This is a genomic window from Streptomyces griseoluteus, assembly GCF_004784465.1.
GTDB classification, from domain to species: Bacteria; Actinomycetota; Actinomycetes; order Streptomycetales; family Streptomycetaceae; genus Streptomyces; species Streptomyces griseoluteus.
Map to the genome: position 1 here is coordinate 232743 of NZ_SRRU01000001.1, position 22782 is coordinate 255524.

Genomic DNA, 22782 nt, shown 5'->3' on the forward strand with positions numbered 1-22782 from the left:
GGCGTTCGGTTGCACGGACTGTGCGGAAGCGACAACAGTCACAGTGCCGATTCCGTGGCCCCCCGCCGGTTCCCTGGGCGGGGGGCGGTCCATAGTCTGACCCTGACAAGAGCATTGCGGGGCAACGTGAATCAGATGCAGGGCCAGCTCGTGGCGGGCCGCTACCGGCTCACCGATTCCATCGGCAGCGGCGGCATGGGACGGGTGTGGCGCGCCCATGACGAGGTGCTGCACCGGAAGGTCGCCGTCAAGGAGCTGACCGCGGCGCTGTACGTCTCCGAGAGCGACCAGCACGTGCTGCTGGCCCGTACCCGTGCCGAGGCCCGCGCGGCCGCGCGCATCAACCACTCCGCCGTCGTCACCGTGCACGACGTGCTGGAGCACGACGGCCGCCCGTGGATCGTGATGGAGCTGGTCGAGGGGGAGTCGCTGGCCGACGCGGTCAAGGAGCGCGGGCGGATCGAGCCCCGCGAGGCCGCGCGGATCGGGCTGTGGGTGCTGCGGGCGCTGCGCGCGGCGCACACGGCGGGGGTGCTGCACCGGGATGTGAAGCCCGGCAACGTCCTGCTGGGCCGGGACAGCCGGGTGCTGCTCACCGACTTCGGCATCGCGCAGATAGAGGGCGACAGCACCATCACCCGTACGGGTGAGGTCGTCGGCTCGGTCGACTACCTCGCGCCGGAACGGATACGCGGGCACGACCCCGGTCCCGCCTCCGACCTGTGGGCGCTCGGCGCGACGCTGTACACCGCCGTCGAGGGACGTTCGCCGTTCCGCCGCACCTCGGCCCTGGGCACCATGCAGGCGGTGGTGGAGGAGGACGCCGAGGAGCCCCGCCACGCCGGCCCCCTCGCCCCGGTCATCGCCGCCCTGCTGCACAAGGACCCCGCCCGCCGCCCGGACCTGACCACGGCCGAGCGCATGCTGGACGACGCGGCGGCGGGCCGCCCGACGCAGACCGTGCCGGTGTTCACCCCGCCCCCGCGGAGCACCCCGCCCGCGCCCCGCGACACGGCCGTCACCCCCGTGACCCCGGCCCGCCGCGGCCACCGCGCCCGCATGCTCGCGCTGGCCGCCGCGGCCGTCCTGGTCTTCGGCGCGAGCCTGACCGTCGGCTACCTGCAGTGGGGCGGCGGCCACCATGCGGCGGGCACGGACGACCCCGGCGAGAACGCGTCCGCGTCGGCCACGAACAGCTCCAACACCGTCCCCGACGACTGGGAGCGGTACGACGACCCGGTCGGCTTCAGCCTCTCCCTGCCCAAGGGCTGGAAGCGGTCCGTCTCCATCGACAAGGACGGCATCCGGCAGGTCGACTACTCGCCCGACAAGGGCAAGCACCTCGTCCGGGTGGCCGTCGACACCGACCCGGACTTCCGCACCTCCTACGAGCACCTGACCGACCTGGACCAGCGGGTCTCGGCCCGGCTGCTGGAGTACAAGCGGGTGGTCCTGAAGGAGGAGGTCTTCCGCGACGAGCCGGGCGCCCGCTGGGAGTACACCTGGAACGCCCTGGCCAAGGACGGCCCGCACTACTTCCCGGGCCCGTACCACGCCATCGACGTCGGTTACATGAACGCCGACAACACGGAGTACGCCCTCTACTCGTCCTCCCCGGCCGACGACTGGCCCACCACCAAGAAGCAGTTCACCTGGATTCTCCGGAGCTTCCAGGAGGGCTGAATCGGCCGTCACCTTCGTACCTTGGCCGGTCAGCGCCCCGGAAGGGGTGGGTCCGGTGCGGCATGATGGGCGGTATGGGGACCGAGGGGCACGACCTCCGTGTGGTCGCGGGCCGTTACCGCCTTGAGGCGCGCATCGGACGCGGCGGGATGGGTGTCGTCTGGCGGGCCGACGATCTGGTGCTGGGCCGTCAGGTGGCCGTCAAGGAACTCACCCTGGACGAGTCGCTGTCCGAGGATGACGCGCGCAGGCGGCGGGAGCACTCCTTCCGGGAGGCGCGGGCGGTCGCGCAGTTGCGGCACCCGCACATCATCGTGGTGCACGACGTGGTCGAGCAGGACGAACGCCCCTATCTCGTCATGGAGCTGATCGACGGCTGCTCGCTCGCCGAGCGCATCGCCGCCGACGGCCCGTTGGACGCCGCCGAGGCCGCCCGGATCGGAGCCGACCTGCTCAGCGCGCTGGCCACCGCACACGCGGCCGGGGTGCTGCACCGGGACATCAAGCCCGCCAACGTGCTGCTGGAGTCGGTTACCGACCGGGTGGTGCTCACCGACTTCGGCATCGCGCGGGTGGCGGGTGCGACGACGCTCACCGAGACCGGTTCCTTCGTCGGCTCGCCCGAATACACCGCCCCGGAGCGGATGTCGGGGCTGCGCGGCGGACCCGCGTCCGACCTGTGGTCGCTGGGCGCGCTGCTGTGCGCCGCGCTCAGCGGCGAGTCGCCCTTCCGGCGCGACTCGCTCGGCGGCATCCTGCACGCCGTCGTCACCGACGAGATCCGGCCGCCGGCCGAGGCCGGCCCGCTGCTCCCCGTGATCCGGGGCCTGCTGGAGCGCGACCCCGAGCTGCGGCTCGGCGCGGCCGACGCCGAGCGGATGCTGCGTACATACCTGGAGACCGGCCGTATGCCCCCCGCCTCCGGCGTTCCCGCGGCCGCGCGTACGCTCCGGCTGCTGGGCGCGGTACGCGGCACCAGGTCCGACGCGCCGCCGGCCGCGGCAGAACCACCGCGGAGCCCCGCCCGGCCGGCGTCCCCGAGGCGGGCGAGGCTGATCGCCGCCCTGCTGGTGGCCGCCGTGGCCGGAGCCGCGGTGTCGGCGGCGGTGCTGATGCTGCACGAGAACCGGGGCGGCGGTGACGACGCGCCCGGCGCCCCCTCCGCCTCCCGCACACCGGGCCCCACCGGCACCCGGGCACCCTCCGGCTACCGCACCGTCCGCGACCCCGCGGGCTTCGCCCTGGCCGTGCCGGACGGCTTCACCCGCGAACGGCAGGGCGAGCGCGTCTTCTACCTCTCCGCCGGGGGCACCTTCCGCCTCGGCATCAAGATCTCCCCGCCGGAACCGGGCGGCCCCGCCGCCGTCCTGGAACGCCTCGCGGCGGAGGGCGCGGAGAACAATCCCGGCTACCGCGACGGTCGTGTCACCGAGACCAGCCACGAGAAACACCCCGCCGCCCTCTGGGAGTTCACCTGGAACGGCTACACCCCCGCCGAGGGCGCCCGGCACACCTACGACCTGTGCTGGGAGGAGGGCGGCCGGATGTACGACGTCTGGGTCTCGGCCCCGGTCGGCAAGGTGCGCGAGGCCCGCGAGCACTTCGACGTGGCCGTGGACACCTTCACCGTCACCGCCCCCTGAAGGGCCGGCGAGCGCCCGCCGGATCGTCATGGGGCCGGTCCACGGCTGACCGGCGCCTCATCCTCCGCCACCGGCGAGGGCGGCACGGACCGCGGCAAGGATGGTCTGGGGGCTGGCCGGCACCGCGACGCCCTGGACCGCCACGGTCGGCGTTCCGCCCACGCCCCGCTGGACGGCCGTCGCCGTCACGTAGGAGCTCCAGTCCAGGTAGACGCCCTCCCGGACGCACGCGCCGAACGAGCTGTCCGCCAGTCCCACCCCGCGGCCGAGCTCGACCAGTTCGTCATCGGACAGGCCCGGCCCGCCCTCGGGGGGCTGGTTGGCGAACAACGCGTACAGGTACTCCATGAAGTGGCCACCGTCGGAGGCGCAGCCCGAGGCCGCCGAGGCACGGGAGGAATACCGGGTCGTGGACAAGCCGTCGAGAAAACCCATGGGGTGGTAGACGAGACTGATCGCCTCGTCGGCCACCAGCTCGTCGAGGAGTGGCCCGCACCTCCCTTCGAACTGCTTGCAGAACGGGCACAGAAAGTCGATGAAGGCATCCACCTGTACCGGGCCGGCTCCGACGACGATGCCGTCCCCGCTCGGCGAGGCATTGGCCGGAACGCGGGAGGGCGAGCTGATGTGGGGCGTCTGAGTACTCATGCCGAGTCCCTTTGCCGTGAAGTCGATGGAATTCGCGTCATACCGCGCGACAGGCACGGCGGACCGACCACGTGCGCCGGGCTGTGCGCACAGCCGCATTACGGGCGCCGGGATGTCCGGCGCTAGAGGTTCTGGAATTCGTTCGGCAGTTGCGACATCACATCCTCGAACTCCGTGCCGGGCACGGCCTCTCTCAGAGTCCTGAAAACCGCCGCGACGCCGCTGCGCGCCACGGACTCATCGACGCCCGCCCGCTCACTCACCCGCCGGACGAACTCGGCAACGCCGAATTTCTGGGCGACATCCTCCGGTGGGACCAGGGGCGGGGCGATCTCGGCGGGCAGGACGCCGGCCAAGTGCCTGGCCTCGCCGCCGGTGATCCGCTCGCCCAGCGTCAGCATCGTGGCCAGGGTCAGCTCCCTGGCCTGCTCCTCGGGCACGTGGGCCCGCTCGCTGACGAGACGGATGAACTCGTCGCTGTCCATGGCGCCTCCAATCCGGCAACCCATCACGGGTACCGCGCATGCACTGCCCCAAACGGTGATCGAAATGCCGGTGCGAACCCGGCGGCCGATGCCGAAAGCGCCGGTCACCGCCCGTCCTCTGCGCCTTCCTCGGTAAAGGGGCGCACCGCCTCCAGCAGGGCCCTCAACGCACCGGTGAGCATCCCGACCTCGGCGACGCGCTGGGCGGACGGGTCCTGCGGATACTGCCGCTCGGCCTGTCCGGCCTGTCCGGCCTGTTCGGCGACGTTCGCCAGGACCTGTTCGGCGGCCTGAGCCGCGGCGCGCAGGGCGGCACGTTCGATATCGCCGGGCATGTGATCTCCCCTGGATTCGGCGGCCGGGCACGGAATTCCCGGAATGCTTCGACGTCGCCATCAACAGGTTTTGCCGGGAACGCCACGGCTGGCGCGAATCAATACGAAGGCGTGTCTTCCACCAGCGTATGGGCGTGCGGGACGCCCTGCAGGATGTCGACTTCCCTGTGAGCAGGTCGGGGAGATCAAGGAGGGCGAGCGCAATGGCGTCATGCGGCACCCGGCCCGCCGTACCGGACGCTTCGAGTTCCGGGTGTGCCGCCTGGTGACGTGCGGGCCGGGAACGCGGCGCGGAGACGAAGCCGGACGGCGCTTCGACAAGCCCTGAAACCGGCCGAGTTGAAGGCGTGCGCCCGCGTCGACAAGCGCCGGGTGGGCGCGGTACTGATGGGGCATGAGTGACGACGGCGCACCCCCGCCCGACGGACGCCTGCTCGGCGGGCGCTACCGGCTCCTCGAACGGGTGGGGGCCGGGCCGACCGGCACCGTCTGGCGCGCCCGTGACGAGCGGGACGGGGACCTCGTCGCCGTCAAGGAGCCCCGGCTGCCGGGCGGTGCGGCGGGCGAGAAGGCCGGGCGGACCGCGCACCGGCTGCGGCGCGAGGCCGGCGCCGCCGCCCGGGTTCGCCATCCGTCCGCCGTACGGGTACGGGACGTGGCCGGCGAGGACGGGCTGCCCTGGATCGTCATGGAGTGGGTCGAGGGCGAGTCGCTGCGCCAGACCGTGCGGCGCGGTCCGCTGCCGCCCGCCGAGGCGGCCCGGATCGGGCTCGCCGTGCTGGGCGCGCTGCGCGCCGCGCACGCCGTCGGCATCGTGCACCGGGACATCAAGCCCGCCAACGTGCTGATCGAGTCCGGCACCGGGCGCGTGGTCGTCACCGACTTCGGGATCGGTGACGGGCACACCGAGGACGCCCCCGAGGGGTTCGTCGCGCCGGAGCGGGCGTCCGGAGGGGGCGGGCCCGCCTCCGACCTGTGGTCGCTCGGCGCGCTGCTCGCCGCCATGACGGACGGCGACCCCGGCCCGCTCGCCCCGCTGCTCGACCGCCTGCGCGCCCCGGACCCCGACGCCCGGCCGGACGCGGCGGAGGTGGCGGCGGAGCTGGAGAGACGCGCCGGTGTGCAGGTGGAGGAGCCGGAACCCGAACCCGTCACGGAGCCGGCGCGGACTGTAGTGACGCCCGCCCCGGTCGTGCGCCGCACCCCGCTCGCGGCCCTCGGGCTGCTGCTGTCGAAAAAACCCGGAGCCGAGTGACCGGGCCGACAACGCGCTGATCAGCACGTTTACCGCCAGTGATCACTGGCGGAATGTGTGCGGCCGGTGAAACCCCGTTACCGACGGGTACCGAAAGGGCGGCCACCGGCATACCCTGCCGCTCATGACGGACTCGCAGGCCCCGGAAGTCACCGGCACCAATCCGATCGCCCCGGCCCCCGAGGGCGTGCGCACCGCCGCCGACGTGGTCACCCCCGAGCTGCTGGCCCAGCTCACCAAGGGCGTCACCGGCTCGGGCCGGACCAGCAACCACACCCCGCTCACCGGGGCCAAGCTCGCCGACCTGCCCGAGTCCACCCCGGACGACGTCGCCGCCGCCTTCGAGGCCGCCCGCGCCGCCCAGCGGGTGTGGGAGCGGACCCCGGTGCGTGAACGGGCCGCGGTGCTGCTGCGCTTCCACGACCTGGTGCTGGAGCGGCAGTCCGAGGTGCTCGACCTCATCCAGCTGGAGACCGGCAAGGCGCGGCTGCATGCCCACGAGGAGGTGCAGGCCGTCGTCGTCGCCGCCCGGCACTACGGCCGCCGCGCCCCCGCCTACCTGCGGCCCAAGCGGCACACCGGCGCCATGCCGACCCTGACGAAGGTGACCGAACTGCGGCACCCGCGCGGGGTCGTGGGCCAGATCGCCCCCTGGAACTACCCCCTCGAACTCTCCGTCGGCGACGCCCTGCCCGCCTTCGTCACCGGCAACGCGGTCGTGATGAAGCCGGACACCGAGACCTGCCTGACCGCCCTGTGGGCGCGTGACCTGCTGATCGAGGCCGGACTGCCCGCAGGGGTCTTCCAGGTGGTCCTCGGCGAGGGCCCGGTGGTCGGCCCGGAGATCGTCCGGCACGCCGACTACGTCTCCTTCACCGGCTCCACCCGCACCGGCCGTGAGGTCGCCCAGGGCGCCGCCGCCCGCCTGATCGGCGTCTCCCTCGAACTCGGCGGCAAGAACGCCATGCTGGTCCTGGAGGACGCCGACATCGAGAAGGCCGCCGCCGGTGCCGTCCGCGCCTGCTTCTCCTCGGCCGGCCAGCTCTGCATCTCCATCGAGCGGCTGTACGTCCACGAGTCGGTCGCCGACGCCTTCCTGGAGCGCTTCGCCGCCCGTACCAAGGCCATGCGGCTGGGTACCGCCCTCGCCTACGGCGCCGACATGGGCTCGCTGGCCGGGGAACGCCAGCTCAAGGCCGTCGAGGCGCATGTGACCGAGGCCGTCGCCAAGGGCGCCAAGGTGCTCGCGGGCGGGGTGGCCCGGCCCGACATCGGCCCGTACTTCTTCGAACCGACCATCCTCGACGGCGTCGACGACACCATGTCCGTCTGCGCCGAGGAGACCTTCGGCCCCGTCGTCTCCGTCTACCGCTTCGGCTCCGACGACGAGGCCGTGGAGCGCGCCAACGCCACGCCGTACGGCCTCAACGCCTCGGTGTGGACGACCAGTTCGAAGCGCGGCACGGAGATCGCCGCCCGGCTGCGCACCGGCACGGTCAACGTCAACGAGGGGTACGCCCCCGCGTACGGCAGCGCCCAGTCCCCGATGGGCGGCATGAAGGACTCCGGCCTCGGCCGCCGCCACGGCTCCGAGGGCATCCTCAAGTACACCGAGGCCCAGACCGTCGCCCGCCAGCGGCTGCTGCCCATGGCGCCCTCGCTCGGCATGGACGACGCCGCGTACGCGGCCTTCATGAGCCGCAGCCTGAAGGTGATGAAGGCGTTCCGCTTCCGCTGACGCCCTCCCGCCGACCCGATCCGCCCGTTCCACCACCGTTCTCGACGAGGAGAGCACGTGCCGCAGGAGAAGACTGTCCAGACCCGGAACGAGGAGGGGCGCGACGACGGTTACGACTACGACGTGCTCGTGGTCGGCTCCGGCTTCGGCGGCTCGGTGACCGCCCTGCGCCTGACCGAGAAGGGCTACCGCGTCGGCGTCCTGGAGGCGGGGCGCCGCTTCACCCCGGCCACCCTGCCCCGTAACTCCTGGGACCTGCGCAACTACCTCTGGGCCCCGAGGCTCGGCCTGTACGGCATCCAGCGCATCCATCTGCTGGGCAACGTCATGGTGCTGGCCGGCGCGGGCGTCGGCGGCGGCTCCCTCAACTACGCCAACACCCTTTACGTGCCGCCGAAACCGTTCTTCGAGGACGCCCAGTGGCGGCACATCACCGACTGGCAGGACGAGCTGTCGCCGTACTACGACCAGGCCAAGCGGATGCTCGGGGTCCGGCTCAACCCGACGACCACCCCCTCCGACACGCATCTGAAGGCGGCGGCGCAGCGGATGGGCGTCGGCGACACCTTCCACATGGCGCCGGTCGGCGTGTTCTTCGGGGACGGCGAGGACGCCGACGGCACGGCCAAGGCGCGGCCCGGCGAGCAGGTCGCCGACCCGTACTTCGGCGGCGCCGGGCCCGCGCGACGGGCGTGCACCGAGTGCGGCGAGTGCATGACCGGGTGCCGGCACGGCGCGAAGAACACCCTCAACGAGAACTACCTGTACCTCGCGGAGAAGGCGGGCGCGGTGGTGCACCCGCTGACCACCGTCGTCTCCGTCACGGACGACTCGCGCGGCGGCTACGCGGTCGCCACTCTTCCGACCGACCGCAAACGCACCGGTCAGGGACGGCTGTTCACCGCCCGCCGGGTCGTCCTCGCGGCCGGCACCTACGGCACCCAGACCCTGCTGCACCGCATGAAGGCCAGCCACCTGCTGCCCCACCTCAGCGCCCGGCTCGGTGACCTCACCCGCACCAACTCCGAAGCCCTGGTCGGCGCCCAGACCGACGACCGGCGCTACCGCAAGGCGCACGGCGCGGACAAGGTGGACTTCACGCGCGGGGTGGCCATCACGTCCTCCGTCCACCCGGACGCCCACACCCACATCGAGCCGGTCCGCTACGGCAGGGGTTCCAACTCGATGGGCGGCCTGACCATCCTCCAGGTGCCCTATGCCGAGGGCTCCTCCCGCGTCCTCGGCTGGCTCGCGCACGCGGTCCGGCATCCGGTGCAGTTCGCCCGCTCGTTCTCCAACCGGCGCTGGTCGGAGCGGACCATCATCGGCCTGGTGATGCAGTCGCTGGACAACTCCCTGACGACGTATCTGAAGCCCGGCGGCGTCGGCAAGGGCCTGCTGACCGCCCGGCAGGGCCACGGGGCGCCCAACCCGACCCAGATCAAGGCCGCCACCGAGGCCGCCTCCGCGCTCGCCGCCGAGATCAACGGCTTCGCGGGCAGCAACGTCGGCGAGCTGATGGGCACCCCGCTGACCGCGCACTTCCTCGGCGGCTGTCCGATCGGCGACTCCGCGGAGACCGGCGTGATCGACCCGTACCACCGGCTGTACGGGCACCCCGGCATCTCGGTGGTGGACGGGGCGGCGGTCTCCGCGAACCTGGGCGTGAACCCGTCGCTGACGATCACCGCGCAGGCCGAGCGGGCCATGGCGTACTGGCCGAACAAGGGCGAGGAGGACCCGCGGCCGGCGCCGGGTGCGGCGTACCAGCGGCTTGCGGCGGTGACGCCGCGTACTCCGGCGGTGCCGGCGGATGCCTTCGGCGCGCTGCGGCTGCCGCTGCTGGCGGTGCCCGAGGTGCCGCGCAAGAAGGGGTGAGCGGGCGGCCCGGAACGAGACAGGGACCTGCGTCCCCCTCCGAACGCAGGTCCCTCGATTCTCACCGTTTTCTTGATCCCGGTGCCTGGTTCGATGCGTGAGGACGGCCGGGGGTTGTACCGGTGGCCCGGATTTGGGTGTGGCGTCGATCACATAACGGTGCGGGCGTGAGGATGCGGGCAGGACGAAGGGCCCCGCGGGGCTCGGCCGCGGGGCCCTTGTCGTCGGCACCGGCGTCGGGGAGGTGCCGGTGCCGGGGAAGCGGCGCCGGGGGGTCGCGCCGCCCGCCTCGACGGTCCGCACCGCCGGCGGTGGTGGTGCGGGGAGGGTGCCGGGGATGCGCGGGGACAGGGGGAGGGTGCGCTGCGTGCCGCACGCCCTGAGGCGTCCGCGGCCGCCCGGTCCGGCACGGATCATGTGTGCAGTTGTCCGCCGGACGGCCCCGGGCGTCCCCGGAGCCGGCCGTTCTCTTGGGTGACCGGGCTGCTGTCCCCTGCCGTCCGGTCACTGTTCCGGGACGAGGTCCCACGGTGTACGGCACGACCCGTACCCCTCATCGCCCCGGTGAGCCACGCGTGGTTCTTTCGGGCCCGCCCCTGGCTGGCACGGACATGGGGCTCAACGAAGCGGTGCCCGAGCCGGTCACGCGCCGTACGGGTGAGAGCGGCCCCGAACTCAGATGCGACCCCGGCACAGCTCCAGCAGGGTCATGGCGAGCGCGGTGCCGGGCTTGCCGAGGGCGTCCCGGTAGCGGCCGAGGATCTCCATCTCGCGGGACAGGCTCACCCGGCGGCCCCCGGACGTGATCCGGGTCTGCTGGACGACGGCGGAGACGGCCATCCGCTCCTGGACGAGGCCGATGATCCGGTCGTCGAGGGCGTCGATCCGCTCACGGGCGTCGTCGATGGTTCGCTCGGGCTCGGTGTGCGGGGTGGCGGTGGTCATGCGGGGCTCCTGGTGGCTGGTGGCCGCCCCGGACCGGCAGGACCCGGAAAGACGACAGGCGCTCCGGGCCTTGTCGGCCCGGAGCGCCTGTCGGAAGTCGCTTGTTATGTGCTCAAGCAGAACGACCATGGCAGCCGGCGGGCCCGGTGCCATAGGTAAAGAGGAACGTCGTCTGGGTGAACACGGGGTCAGTATGCCACGACCGCCGGTCACCCCGGACCGCTTGTGGACATCTCCCCCGGCGTCCGGGAGGGGGTCGGCGCCCACCCCGTTAGAATCGGTCATACAGACCCCCGCCCCACCGCCGGAAGGCACCCCGTGTCATCAGCGACCCAGTCTGCCGACGCCCCCGACACCGTTCTGGTCGTCGACTTCGGCGCGCAGTACGCCCAGCTCATCGCCCGTCGCGTCCGCGAGGCGCGGGTCTACAGCGAGATCGTGCCCAGCAGCATGCCGGTCGCCGAGATGCTCGCCAAGAACCCCGCGGCGATCATCCTCTCCGGAGGCCCCTCCTCGGTCTACGAGGAGAACGCCCCGCAGCTCGACGGCGACCTCTTCGAGGCCGGCGTCCCCGTCTTCGGCATGTGCTACGGCTTCCAGCTCATGGCGCAGACCCTCGGCGGCACCGTCGACAACAGCGGCGCCCGCGAGTACGGCCGCACCGGCCTGCACGTCTCGATGTCCGGCTCGACCCTGTTCGAGGGCACCCCGGACGAGCAGCCCGTGTGGATGTCCCACGGCGACGCCTGCTCCGCCGCCCCCGAGGGCTTCACCGTCACCGCCTCCACCGACGTGGTGCCGGTCGCCGCCTTCGAGAACGACGAGAAGAAGCTCTACGGCGTCCAGTACCACCCCGAGGTCATGCACTCCACGCACGGCCAGCAGGTGCTGGAGCACTTCCTGTACCGGGGCGCGGGCCTGACCCCGTCCTGGACCACGGGCAACGTCATCGAGGAGCAGGTCGCCGCGATCCGCGAGCAGGTCGGCGACAAGCGCGCCATCTGCGGCCTGTCCGGCGGCGTGGACTCCGCCGTCGCCGCCGCCCTGGTGCAGAAGGCCATCGGCTCCCAGCTCACCTGCGTCTACGTCGACCACGGCCTGATGCGCAAGGGTGAGACCGAGCAGGTCGAGAAGGACTTCGTCGCGGCCACCGGCGTCCAGCTCAAGGTGGTCGACGCCGAGGAGCGCTTCCTCAAGGCGCTCGCCGGGGTCTCCGACCCCGAGGAGAAGCGGAAGATCATCGGGCGCGAGTTCATCCGCGTCTTCGAGCAGGCCCAGGCCGAGATCATCGCGGACGAGGGCCCTGCCGTGGAGTTCCTGGTCCAGGGCACCCTGTACCCGGACGTGGTCGAGTCCGGCGGCGGCACCGGCACCGCCAACATCAAGTCGCACCACAACGTCGGCGGCCTCCCCGAGGACCTCGAGTTCCAGCTCATCGAGCCGCTGCGCAAGCTGTTCAAGGACGAGGTCCGCATGGTGGGCCAGGAACTCGGCCTGCCCGAGGAGATCGTCCAGCGCCAGCCCTTCCCCGGCCCCGGCCTCGGCATCCGCATCGTCGGTGACGTCACCAAGGAGCGCCTGGACCTGCTGCGCGACGCCGACGCCATCGCCCGCGAGGAGCTGACCGCCGCCGGCCTGGACCGCGAGATCTGGCAGTGCCCGGTCGTGCTGCTCGCCGACGTCCGCTCGGTCGGCGTCCAGGGCGACGGCCGCACCTACGGCCACCCCATCGTGCTGCGCCCGGTCTCCTCCGAGGACGCCATGACCGCCGACTGGTCCCGGCTGCCCTACGACGTGCTGGCGAAGATCTCCACCCGGATCACCAACGAGGTCCGCGACGTCAACCGCGTCGTCGTCGACGTCACCTCCAAGCCGCCGGGCACCATCGAGTGGGAGTGACCCGGGTGCCGGCCGGCTGACCGGCACCGCCCGAGGTGGAACGGCTCCGGCCGTTCCACCTCTTTTTCGTCACTCGGCCTCTTTTGGTACCCGCCACCCGACGGTAACTTCCGGTCCGTAAAGCACCCCAGCGCTGGAGGACTCATGCACCGGCCCACCCCTCCCTCGCCGCTGCCCACCGACAAGCTGCGGTTCGCCATGCCGCCCATGCACGAGTCGGTCGACGAGGAACGCCGCCACCGCAAGGAACGCCTCGCGGGCGCCCTGCGCCTCTTCGGGCGCGCCGGGTTCGAGGACGGTGTATCGGGCCACATCACCGCCCGCGACCCGGAGTTCAGCGACTGCTTCTGGGTCAACCCCTTCGGGATGCCCTTCAAGCACGTCACCGTGAGCGACCTGGTCCTGGCCAACCAGGACGGCCAGGTCGTCGAGGGCGGCTACCACGTCAACCAGGCCGCCTTCACCGTCCACGCCGCGGTCCACGCGGCCCGCCCGGACGTCGTCGCCGTCGCCCACTGCCACTCCGTGCACGGCCGCGCCCTCGCCTCCCTCGGCGAGGTCCCCGACCCCATCACCCAGGAGAGCTGCGCCTTCTACGAGGACACCGCGCTCTACGACGACTACACCGGAGTGACCGTCGACGCCGAGGAGGGCCGCCGCATCGCCTCGGTGCTCGGCTCCAACAAGGCCCTGGTGCTGCGCAACCATGGCCTGCTCACCGTCGGCGACTCGGTCGACGCGGCCGCCTGGTGGTTCATGTCCATGGAACGCTCCTGCCAGGTCCAGCTCACCGCCGAGGCCGCCGGACGCCCCGTCCTCATCGAGCACCGGCAGGCGGTCGCCACCCGCGAGCAGCTCGGCGGCGACCTCGTGGCCTGGATCAACTACCAGCCCCTCTGGCAGGACATCAGCCGCAGCGAACCCGACCTGCTGAGCTGAGCGTCCCGCACGGGCGTGCGAGTGGGTCAGCAGGATGGGCGGTCCTTTCCGCCCGGCGTGGACCGGCGAACCCCCAGTGCCCGGCGTAGGGCACAATTCGCCTTGTTCACAGGGGAGTTGCTCGGCCACCGCACGCACTGTGCGTGACGGCCGTATTCCGGGATCTCGGGTAGCGGGGAAGGCGGGCGTCGGTCGTGGCGGTGCAGGAGGCGAGGCAGGGCGCGGGGGCCCACGGAGGCGGCTGTGCGTGCGGGGACTGCCCGCACGGGGCGCGCGAGGGCCACCGGCGGGCGCTGGCCGCCTTCCGGCAGGGCCGCGACGAGTTCGCCGCCGGACGCGGGCTGCCCCCGGCCGTGGCGCACTCCGCCTCGGCGTCCCGCCAGTGGATCTCCGCCGAACTGGCCCAGCGCGCAGAGGCGGTCGCCGAACGCGGCCGCGCCGAGGGCGACGCCTGGCTCGCCGGCCTCTGGACCCGCACCGCCTTCCTGGCCTGGGGCGCCGTGGTGATCCTGCTGCTCGCCCAGGCCCTCACCGCGATCGGCGCGGGCTGGAGCAGCGCCCGCACCGCGGGACTGCTCGCCGCGGTGGCCGTCGCGGGCGCGCTGACCCTCGCCGGCTTCTTCCACCGGGCGCGCGGCGGGGCGCTGGCCCCGATGATCGGCGAGGACAACCGGATGTCCACCTCCCGGACGGTCGCCGCCTGCTGGGTGCTGTTCGTCGCCTACGCCGTCCTGCTGCTCGCGGGCCGCCTCGCCGCGGCCTCCGACCCCGCCGAACGCGACTCCCTCCTCGCCGGCCTCGACCTCGCGCGCGGCGCCGGTGTGGTGACCGTCCTCGCCGTGGTGTGCGGCATCGCCGTCCTGGTACGCCGGGTGGTCGGCCTGCGTGTCCTCGGCCAGCGGCTCCAGAAGGTCCCGGCGCACCGGCCGCGCGCCGCCGACCTGCTCACCGACGACGCGGGCCGGGGTGCCTTCGCCGACATCCAGTACGTCGTCATCAGCGCCGTCGCACTGGTCTTCGCCGCCGTCCGCCTCGGCCGCCGCCCCGATCAGCTTCCCGACCTGCCCTGGGGGCTGGCCGTGCTGGTGCTCATCTCGGCGGCCACCTACCTGGCGGGCAAGTACGCCGAGGGCGGCCGTCCGGTGGTGCTCTCCGTGGTCCGCGCCCGCGAGCCCGGCGACCTGGACGGCCCGATCCGCACCGGGGACGACATCGAGATCCGCGGCACCGGCTTCGTCCCGCCCGGCGCCCAGGGCGCCGACCGGCTCGCCCGCATGGTCGTCCGTATCGGCGCGGTCGACGTCCATGTGCCCCTGATCCCGGTCCCCGGCGGCTTCCGCAACCCCACCGACAGCGTCCTCACCGTCCCGGTCCCGGTCGAGGTGGAGCCCGGCGCGGTGGAGGTGCAGGTGGTGACGGCGGCGGGGCTGGCCACCAACCGGTACTCCATCGAGGTGACGGACTGACCCCGTACGCTGCACCGATATCCGGAAAATCCTCCAGGGAGGATTGAACCGGCTCCTTTCTTCATACGTATCGTCGGGTGAGGGGTCCGGGACGGCGGGCGAGAGGCGGCTAGCACTGATGACTCACGGTATGCGGACGGACACGCACACCTCCCATCTCGAAGGGGACCGTGACTGGCGGGCGACCGCCACCCGTTACGCGCTCCTCCCACTCCGGATCTTCCTGGGCGTCACCTTCGTCTACGCCGGTCTGGACAAGATCACCGACAGCGCCTTCATGAAGGCCAGTGGTGCCGGTTCGCTCGGCGACACGATGCGCGCGGTCCGGGACTCCTCCGCCATCCCGGCCCTCGTCGACCTGGCCCTCAAGAGCCCTGTCGGCTTCGGCTACGCCATCGCCTTCGGTGAGCTGGCCGTCGGCATCGGCATCCTGATCGGGCTCCTCGGCCGGCTGGCCGCCCTCGGCGGCGCGCTGATCTCGCTGAGCCTGTGGCTGACGGTGAGCTGGGCCACCACCCCGTACTACTACGGCAACGACCTCGCCTATCTGATGGCGTGGCTGCCTCTCGTCCTCGCGGGCACCCCCTATCTCTCCGTCGACGCCTCTCTGCGGGACCGGCGCCTACGCCGGTCGGGCGGATACCGCTAGAACGGCTTGGCCACCCGCCCGCGTCCCGGGCGGGGGCTCAGACCTTCTCGTCCTCCGCGCCGTTCCGTCTGCGCAGGGCGCGGGTGAGGGCGGTGGTCACGCCCGCCAGGAACAGGCCGCCGACGGCCAGGGGGATCGCGGTGAACCACGGAATGTCCCACAGCCCGCGCACGTCCCCCAGGTAGAGGGCGCCCGCGACGGTCAGGCAGACCCCGCCGATCAGCCGGCCGGGCTGGAACTCATGACGCAGCACGGCTGACCTCCACCTGTCCGATGCCCACATGCAGGTCGATCCGCAGCACACCGGCCTCCTTGGTCCCCTTGTCCGGCGCCAGATTCGTCGTCTCATGCCGACCCGGCCGCACGTCCACGTCCTTCGTGTTGTCACCGGGCAGGCGGATGTCGCCCACCCCCACGTCGATGCTCAGCACCGCCGCCGCGTCCGCCGGGACGATCACGCGCAGCCGGCCCGCTCCCAGCCCGGCCCTGGTGGAGACCGTCTGGTCCTTGGCCAGGCGCACCCTGGTCAGGTCGAGGGTGGCGGAGCCGGACCCCAGCTCGTAGGCCGGGCGGACATCCGCCGTGGCCGCCGGCCGCCAGGCCGTCTGCCGCCAGCGCGAGGTGACATCGCTCGGCAGCACGGCGCTTCCGGCCAGCAGCAGCGCCGTCACCAGGGCCAGGAAGGCGGACCCGCCTCCCGTGCGCCCCAGGAAGGCGCTGACGGCTATGCCCAGTCCGAAGACCACCAGCGCGCAGGCCAGCCCGGTCTGGAGGCTGGTGGCCAGCGGGCGGGTCTCCCAGCTGCGGCTGCCGCCCAGGCCGCCCGCCAGCAGCGCCAGCAGGAACACCCAGCCGCTGATCCAGCGCGGCCCCCGCGGCTTGGGCTGCCTGTCACCCGCTGAGCGCCCGGCGAGCGAGTGGGGCCAGGGGAGCTGCATGACGAACTCGATCGGCGGGGAGGGCGAGACGTGCTGCTCGTAGGCGTCGCTCGGGCCCCACAAGTACCCGGTGCCGCCGACATGGGTGCCGTCCTTGACGATCGGGTCCCGCCACCAAGAAGGCCCGCTGTAGTAGATCGGCGGTGCCTGGGTCTCCGGTGGGGCGTCGGCCGCCGCCTGCGCGGCTATCGGGTGGCCCCTGGGCGACTTCGGCTCGTCGCTCGGAGAGGGGGCGGGGTCGGTGGTGGCGCGGTGCCGCGACCAGTACCCGGCCCCGGCCAGCAGCAGGGAGAGCACCACGGCGAAGGTGAGCACCCCGCCGTTGCGCAGGGTGGTCAGGATGACCCCGCAGCCGATCAGGGCGAACAGGACGGCGGCCAGTGCCTGTCCGTCGACCCGGCCGGTCAGCAGCTTGCGTACCTCGTTCTCCTCCTCGTCGTCGTACGGGACGAGGAGCCAGGCGAAGCCGTAGAAGATCAGGCCGATGCCGCCGGTCGCGGCCAGCACGGCCAGGGTGATGCGGAAGATCACCGGGTCCATGTCCGTGTGCCGGCCGAGGCCCGCGCACACGCCCGCGATCATCTTGTGCCGCCGGTCGCGGCGGAAGCGGCGGGGGGCCTCAGCGGTGCGGTGCACTGCCGGGGTGTCCGCCTCTCCCGCGCTTCCCGAGCCGCCGGCCACTGAGCCCGGCGCTGCCGAGCCCCGGGCTCCCGGTTCCTCCGCTCCCGGTTCCTCCGCTCCCGGCCCGTTCGCCCCGCAGTCCCTCTCTTCGGTGTTCCTCACTGCTCCACCCCCTCTCTCCGTGCTCCGTCTCCCGCGGGCGTCTCCTGTGTTCGCGTGGTGTCCGCCGGGTCCGGTCCCGTCCGCTCCGGCGCGGCGGGTTCGGCATCCGTCGGTCCGGTGCCCGAGGCCGGGCGCGGGCCGGTGCCGGGTCCCGGACCCGTCGCGGCGTGCTCGTGATCCGTCATGTGTCCATGGTGACGGGCCGGGACCCTTGTGGGCAGTCGGGTCGACCCTGGTCGAACCCTGAAATCGCCCCTGAGACGAGCGGGGGAGATGTTCGACTCCGGGCCGGGGCTCCGGCCCGGACCGGTCGGCCGGGACCGGGGGAACCCTGGTGAAGATCAGGGGAGTCTCGGGGGACGACCCTGATGCCACGGTCCCGGCCGCCGTGTGACCATCGTTGGCATGCCGGAAGCCGCAGCACTCCCACTCGAAGACCCGCGGCCGCCGCGCAAGCTCTACCGCAGCGGTGACGGCCGCTGGCTGGGCGGAGTGGCGCGGGGGCTCGCCGGGCATCTCGGGCTGCCCGTGGTGTGGGTGCGGCTGGCCTTCGTCGGCCTGCTCATGGCGAACGGACTCGGTGCGCTGCTGTACGCGGCGTTCTGGTTCTTCGTCCCGCTCGGCGTCGGCGGGGTGGGCGACCACAAACCAGCCTCGCTGGTCGGCACCGAGACCTCGCCCGAGGGGCGCCGCAGACTCGTCGCCCGCAAGCCGGACAAGGGGCAGATGGTCGCGCTGCTCCTCATGGTCATCGTGTCCATCGTCTTCCTGGGCAGCGTCAACCTGACCAACACCGCCAAGGCGTACCTGGTACCGGTGGTGCTGGTCGCGGCGGGTGTCGCCCTGGTGTGGCGGCAGGCGGACAACGCCCGCCGGGCCCGCTGGGTCGAGGTCGGCGGCCGTCGGCGCACGCTCACCGTGCTCCGGGCGGCCGTGGGCGTGCTGCTGGTCACCGCCGGGGTCTCCGCGATCTTCCTGATGCAGGTGTCCGCCGCCCACCTGGGCGCGGTGCTGGAGGCGGCACTCGCCGTGCTGGTCGGCATCACCCTGCTCGCCGGTCCCTATCTCGTCCGCGTGACGCAGGACCTGTCCGAGGAACGGCTGATGCGCATCCGTGCCCAGGAGCGGGCCGAGGTCGCCGCGCACGTCCACGACTCGGTGCTGCACACCCTCACCCTGATACAGCGCAACGCGGACAACGCCGGTGAGGTGCGCCGCCTGGCCCGCGCGCAGGAGCGGGACCTGCGCACCTGGCTGTACAAGCCGGAGGGCACCGGCAAGGACGAGGCCGAGGAGCCGGACACGGTCGCGGAGGCGGTGCGGCGCAACGCCGCCGAGGTCGAGGACAAGCACGGCGTGCCCATAGAGGTCGTGGTGGTGGGCGACTGCCCGCTGGACGACCGGACGACCGCGCAGATGCAGGCCGCGCGCGAAGCGATGGTGAACGCCGCCAAGTACGGTGGCGAGGGCGGTGCCGTGCAGGTCTACGCGGAGGTCGAGGGCCGTACGGTCTTCGTGTCCGTCCGCGACCGGGGTCCGGGCTTCGACCTCGACTCCATACCCGCCGACCGCATGGGGGTCAGGGAGTCGATCATCGGGCGCATGGAGCGCAACGGCGGTACGGCCCGGCTGCGGTCGGTGCCGGACGGCGGCACGGAAGTCGAGCTGGAGATGGAGAGGGCGGAGAAGACGGCATGAGTGACGCGACCGAGGCGAACGGCACGGCGGGGGAGGCGGAGGTGGCCGAACCCGGACGCGACACCGCGACGACGGCGGAAGGCACCGAGGGCACGGTCGGGCGCCATGTGCGCGTGGTGCTCGTGGACGACCACCGCATGTTCCGTACCGGCGTGCAGGCGGAGATCGGGCAGACCTCGCGGACCGGGGTCGAGGTGGTCGGTGAGGCGCCGGACGTCGACGAGGCGGTCGCGGTCATCACCAGGACCCGGCCCGAGGTGGTCCTGCTCGATGTCCATCTGCCCGGCGGCGGCGGGGTCGAGGTGCTCCGGCGCAGCGCGGCCCTGATGGCGGACCCCGAGCAGCCGGTGCGCTTCCTCGCGCTCTCCGTGTCGGACGCCGCGGAGGACGTGATCGGGGTGATCCGGGGCGGGGCGCGCGGCTATGTCACCAAGACCATCACCGGGTCCGACCTGATCGACTCGATCTTCCGGGTGCAGGAGGGCGACGCCGTCTTCTCGCCCCGGCTGGCCGGGTTCGTGCTGGACGCCTTCGCCTCCACCGACGCCCCGCCGGTCGACGAGGACCTCGACCGTCTCACCCAGCGCGAGCGTGAGGTGCTGCGCCTGATCGCGCGCGGCTATGCCTACAAGGAGATCGGCAAGCAGCTCTTCATCTCGGTGAAGACGGTCGAGTCCCATGTCTCCGCGGTGCTGCGCAAGCTCCAGCTCTCCAACCGGCACGAGCTGACCCGCTGGGCCACGGCCCGCCGGCTGGTCTGACCCGAAGCCGAAGCCGAAGCCGCACCCTGACCCCGCCGACCCGGAAGACGGCGCATCCCGACGGAAGCCCTAGGCCACCCGGGTGGCCCCCGCGAACGGCATCTGGTCGATCGGCGCCACCCGGACCGGCGCCGAGGGGTTGGGGGCGTGGATCATGCGGCCGTTACCTACGTAAATGCCCACGTGGCTGATGCCGGAGTAGAAGAACACCAGGTCACCGGGCTGGAGCTGGGAGCGGGAGACGCGTCGGCCCGCGTTGATCTGAGCGTAGGTGGTGCGGGGGAGGGAGATGCCCGCGGAGCGGTAGGCGGCCTGGATCAGCCCCGAGCAGTCGAAGGCGTTGGGGCCGGTCGCGCCCCACACGTAGGGGCTGCCGAGCTTCCGGTAGGCGTAGGCGACGGCAGCCGAGGCGCGTGAGGTGGGCGCGGGAATCCGTGCGGACGGCACGGTCGCGCGGCCGGGGGACGCCTTGCCGGCGGTTGCCGGAGTCGGGGCGGAGCGGCCTCCGGCGCCCGCTCGGAGCGGAACCGCCGGGGCGCCGGTGGTGGCCTTCGCCCGCTCGGGCGGGGTGAGCCCGGCGAGCAGCTGCCGGGCCTGCTTCAGCTTGGCGGTGACCGCGTCCTTCTGCCGCTTCAGCTCCGCCTGCCGGGACCGTACCGACGTCGCCTCGACGCGGGCCGCGCCGCGCAGCCGCTCTATCTCCCGGAGCTGGGCGCGCACCCGGCTCACCTGCTGGGCCTGGCGGTGCCCGGCGCGTTCGGCCAAGGCGGCGTCGTCCAGGTAGCGGTCGGGGCTGCTGGAGAAGGCGAGCTGCCAGCTCGGGGCGATCGCGCCGTCGCGGTACTGCGCGGCGGCGAAGGCGCCCAGGGCGCCGCGAGCGGTGTTGAGTCTGTCCTGCCGGCGGGCGGTCTCGTCACGCAGGGTGTTGAGCCGGTGCTGCGCGGCGCTCGCCTTCTCGTGGGCACCGTTGTACTTCTCGGTGGCGGTCTCCGCCTCCCGGTACAGCCGGTCCACCCGGCTCTTGACCTGGGCGGTGGTGAGCTGCGGCTCGGCGTGTCCCGTTCCGTCGAAGGCCGTCGCGGTGGCCGCTCCCGCCAGGGCGAGAGTGGCGGCTGTGCGGGCCGTGTTGCCGCTGAGTGAGCGCGCTCGGGGCTTTCGGTGCGCTGCCACCTGGACCGTCACGTCCTTCCATGGGACTCGTGCGGCCGAGAACCACGGTCCCCTGGGGGGCCGGTGTCCGGCGGCCGTCCGCACAGGGGAGACGGCGGCCGACGGACGGTCCTCGGCGGTGATGTCCGGCTGCCGCCCCCTGGTCCGGGCGGCTGTGGGGAGCCGGTCACCTGGGGGAGGACGCTAGGCCGCTTGATGTCGGCTTGGTAACGCGTGTACGGAACTGTCCTCGACGGACCGGAAAGTGACCGTCTGCGACCGGGTTCCGGGCTGGCTGAGGCGCCCATCCGAAGCCTGGTGATCAAAGAGGGAAAGACGGGACCCGAGGGATGCAGGGGGTGCTATAACCTGCGAGCCCGCCCGTGGGTGAGACCGGCCGGAGCCGTGCGCCGGACGCGGGCCCCGGTACGGTGCCGACGGGATGTCGGGAACTAGGCTCGGTTCCCATGACCGTACTCATCCATGTCTTCGTCGCCCTGCACATCATCGGCATTGCTGCGCTGCTCGGCGGCTTCCTCACCCAGATGAAGGCTATGGGCCGGGGTACGGCCCGCTTCGTGCCCGCCATGCTGCACGGTGCGATCACCATGCTGGTGACCGGCGTGGTGCTGGTCGGCCTCAACGAGGCGGACGGCCACCACGTCAACAACATCAAGATCGGCATCAAGCTGGCGCTGCTGATCGTGATCCTCGGCCTGGTCTATGTGAAGCGTGACGAGGAGACGGTCGACAAGGGGATGTTCGGGCTGGTCGGCGCCCTGACCACGGCAAACATCTTCATTGCCGTGCTGTGGACGTGACGTCCGGCGCTCCCGCCTCCCGAGCGGCGCGCAACGCGAGCACCGCGCCCGCGGCAGCCGCCAGCCACACCGCGACCGCCACCCAGACCAGCACCTTCCCCGGCCCGCTCAGCCAGGACACGTCCAGGGCGGCCGAGACCGCGAGGGTCGCCGCCGCCGTCATCCCCATCGAGAACACGGTGGCCCAGCGCAGCAGGCCGTAGCGCGGCCGGGGGCGCGCCAGCTCGGCCAGCACCAGCACGGCGTAGCAGACGAGGTCCAGTACCAGAAGGGTCGCGGTGGCCTGGTGCAGGACCTCGCTGTCGTCCTTGTTCCACAGGTACAGCCGCGCGCTGTCGGCGGAGATCAGCCGGGCCCCGGCCAGCGCCGAGATGGACAGAGCGCCGCCCGCGATCCAGTGGTCGCCCGGCCCGCGCAGGACCTGGCGGGAGTCGAAGCGGGGCAGGGTGAGGGCGTAGAGCAGCAGGCCCAGCCAGAACAGCACCAGCGCGGCGTGCGCGAGCCAGGCCGTCGCCTCGGCCGCGGCCAGGGTGGCCGCCAGGACGGCGAGCGCCTGTGTGGCCACGCAACACATGAACACCGTGCCCGGCATGCGCCGCCCCCAGTGCCGCAGCACGGAGACGAGCAGCACCGGCCAGAACAGCGCGGCCAGCGCCAGCAGCGCGCCGGCCAGGGGCTGGAGGCCGAGCAGCGAGATCCGGGTGCCGAGTACCGCCGTGGCCGCCACCGCCGTGAGCGCGGCCGGGTCGCAGGCCTCCTCCGCCCAGCGTTCCCGGTGCCCCGCCAGCCGGAAGGCGAAGGTGGCGGCGAGGGTCAGCCAGGCGAGGCAGGCCAGTACCAGGAAGATCCGGGACACCACCTCGACGCCCGCCAGACGCAGGCCGATGGAGACGACCGCGGTCGCCATGACGGCGGTGCCCGCCGCCGGAGGACGCTCCGCCACCCACGTTCGCAAGCCCGAGATGCCCGACATGTCCCTGATGCTAGGGAGCGGCACGTCCCCGGCAGGCAGGGCACGCGCGCGTGGAGCTCGAAAAGAGGACCGGGCCGCACGGAGACTGTCCGGCCC

At 72.6% G+C, this 22782-nt stretch carries 20 protein-coding genes; 12 read left to right on the top strand and 8 right to left on the bottom strand.

The window, feature by feature from the left end:
• Nucleotides 1-135: 135 nt before the first annotated feature.
• Both E5082_RS01225 and E5082_RS01230 read left to right on the top strand, forming a co-directional pair.
• Nucleotides 136-1683, top strand: a complete 1548-nt coding sequence (locus E5082_RS01225; RefSeq protein WP_135789431.1) for a serine/threonine-protein kinase — start codon at nt 136-138, stop codon at nt 1681-1683.
• Nucleotides 1684-1757: 74 nt separating this feature from the next.
• Nucleotides 1758-3326: a serine/threonine-protein kinase gene (locus tag E5082_RS01230; protein WP_135789432.1), complete on the top strand. Its 1569-nt coding sequence runs from the start codon at nt 1758-1760 to the stop codon at nt 3324-3326.
• A 57-nt stretch (nt 3327-3383) separates the two neighbouring features.
• Here E5082_RS01230 and E5082_RS01235 read toward each other — a convergent pair whose 3' ends face one another.
• The 3 genes from E5082_RS01235 to E5082_RS01245 form a co-directional block, all read right to left on the bottom strand.
• Nucleotides 3384-3974 (bottom strand): DsbA family protein, encoded by a 591-nt coding sequence (locus E5082_RS01235; protein ID WP_135789433.1) that lies wholly within the window; start codon nt 3972-3974, stop codon nt 3384-3386.
• A 122-nt stretch (nt 3975-4096) separates the two neighbouring features.
• Nucleotides 4097-4459 carry a DUF2267 domain-containing protein gene (locus tag E5082_RS01240; protein ID WP_135789434.1) on the bottom strand — a complete coding sequence of 121 codons (363 nt, stop codon included), beginning with the start codon at nt 4457-4459 and terminating at the stop codon, nt 4097-4099.
• 104 nt (nt 4460-4563) lie between these two features.
• The gene (locus E5082_RS01245; RefSeq protein WP_135789435.1) at nt 4564-4794 is read right to left on the bottom strand and encodes a hypothetical protein; all 231 of its coding nucleotides are present in this window, start codon (nt 4792-4794) and stop codon (nt 4564-4566) included.
• A 394-nt stretch (nt 4795-5188) separates the two neighbouring features.
• On the opposite strand from E5082_RS01245, the gene E5082_RS01250 reads away from it, so the two are divergent.
• The 3 genes from E5082_RS01250 (at nt 5189) to E5082_RS01260 (ending at nt 9665) form a co-directional block, all read left to right on the top strand.
• On the top strand, nt 5189-6049 hold the full coding sequence (locus tag E5082_RS01250; RefSeq protein ID WP_135789436.1) for a serine/threonine-protein kinase: 861 nt from the start codon (nt 5189-5191) through the stop codon (nt 6047-6049).
• A 124-nt stretch (nt 6050-6173) separates the two neighbouring features.
• On the top strand, nt 6174-7787 hold the full coding sequence (locus E5082_RS01255; RefSeq protein WP_135789437.1) for a succinic semialdehyde dehydrogenase: 1614 nt from the start codon (nt 6174-6176) through the stop codon (nt 7785-7787).
• 57 nt (nt 7788-7844) lie between these two features.
• Nucleotides 7845-9665 (top strand): GMC family oxidoreductase N-terminal domain-containing protein, encoded by a 1821-nt coding sequence (locus E5082_RS01260; protein WP_135789438.1) that lies wholly within the window; start codon nt 7845-7847, stop codon nt 9663-9665.
• Between the two features lie 675 nt (nt 9666-10340).
• Here the strand turns inward: E5082_RS01260 and E5082_RS01265 are convergent.
• Nucleotides 10341-10610 carry a chorismate mutase gene (locus E5082_RS01265; protein WP_229918990.1) on the bottom strand — a complete coding sequence of 90 codons (270 nt, stop codon included), beginning with the start codon at nt 10608-10610 and terminating at the stop codon, nt 10341-10343.
• Between the two features lie 318 nt (nt 10611-10928).
• Here E5082_RS01265 and guaA point away from each other — a divergent pair, with 318 nt between their 5' ends.
• From guaA to E5082_RS01285, 4 genes are all read left to right on the top strand, one after another.
• A complete protein-coding gene (gene guaA / locus E5082_RS01270; RefSeq protein WP_130331523.1) occupies nt 10929-12509 on the top strand; it encodes a glutamine-hydrolyzing GMP synthase in 1581 nt (526 codons plus the stop codon).
• Between the two features lie 144 nt (nt 12510-12653).
• Nucleotides 12654-13448 carry a class II aldolase/adducin family protein gene (locus E5082_RS01275; RefSeq protein ID WP_086694695.1) on the top strand — a complete coding sequence of 265 codons (795 nt, stop codon included), beginning with the start codon at nt 12654-12656 and terminating at the stop codon, nt 13446-13448.
• A gap of 194 nt (nt 13449-13642) precedes the next feature.
• Nucleotides 13643-14914 (top strand): hypothetical protein, encoded by a 1272-nt coding sequence (locus E5082_RS01280; protein ID WP_135789440.1) that lies wholly within the window; start codon nt 13643-13645, stop codon nt 14912-14914.
• A gap of 118 nt (nt 14915-15032) precedes the next feature.
• Nucleotides 15033-15563: a DoxX family protein gene (locus E5082_RS01285; protein WP_135789441.1), complete on the top strand. Its 531-nt coding sequence runs from the start codon at nt 15033-15035 to the stop codon at nt 15561-15563.
• Between the two features lie 37 nt (nt 15564-15600).
• Here E5082_RS01285 and E5082_RS01290 read toward each other — a convergent pair whose 3' ends face one another.
• On the bottom strand, nt 15601-15816 hold the full coding sequence (locus E5082_RS01290) for a hypothetical protein (RefSeq protein ID WP_135789442.1): 216 nt from the start codon (nt 15814-15816) through the stop codon (nt 15601-15603).
• Complete coding sequence (locus E5082_RS01295; RefSeq protein ID WP_229918992.1) at nt 15803-17083, bottom strand: PspC domain-containing protein; 1281 nt, start codon at nt 17081-17083, stop codon at nt 15803-15805. The genes E5082_RS01290 and E5082_RS01295 overlap by 14 nt, the downstream gene beginning before the upstream one ends.
• Nucleotides 17084-17689: 606 nt before the next feature.
• On the opposite strand from E5082_RS01295, the gene E5082_RS01305 reads away from it, so the two are divergent.
• A complete protein-coding gene (locus E5082_RS01305; RefSeq protein WP_135789445.1) occupies nt 17690-18982 on the top strand; it encodes a PspC domain-containing protein in 1293 nt (430 codons plus the stop codon).
• A complete protein-coding gene (locus tag E5082_RS01310) occupies nt 18979-19743 on the top strand; it encodes a LuxR C-terminal-related transcriptional regulator (protein ID WP_135789446.1) in 765 nt (254 codons plus the stop codon). Before E5082_RS01305 ends, E5082_RS01310 begins: the two co-directional genes overlap by 4 nt.
• 69 nt (nt 19744-19812) lie before the next feature.
• Here the strand turns inward: E5082_RS01310 and E5082_RS01315 are convergent, their stop codons facing one another.
• Nucleotides 19813-20913: a C40 family peptidase gene (locus E5082_RS01315; protein WP_135789447.1), complete on the bottom strand. Its 1101-nt coding sequence runs from the start codon at nt 20911-20913 to the stop codon at nt 19813-19815.
• A gap of 446 nt (nt 20914-21359) precedes the next feature.
• Between E5082_RS01315 and E5082_RS01320 the strand changes: the two genes are divergently transcribed.
• Nucleotides 21360-21713, top strand: coding sequence for a hypothetical protein (locus E5082_RS01320; RefSeq protein WP_030811871.1), 354 nt, complete (start codon nt 21360-21362; stop codon nt 21711-21713).
• Here E5082_RS01320 and E5082_RS01325 read toward each other — a convergent pair.
• Nucleotides 21691-22686, bottom strand: a complete 996-nt coding sequence (locus E5082_RS01325; RefSeq protein ID WP_135789448.1) for an SLAC1 family transporter — start codon at nt 22684-22686, stop codon at nt 21691-21693. The two genes, E5082_RS01320 and E5082_RS01325, sit on opposite strands and share 23 nt — an antisense overlap.
• Nucleotides 22687-22782: the final 96 nt, after the last annotated feature.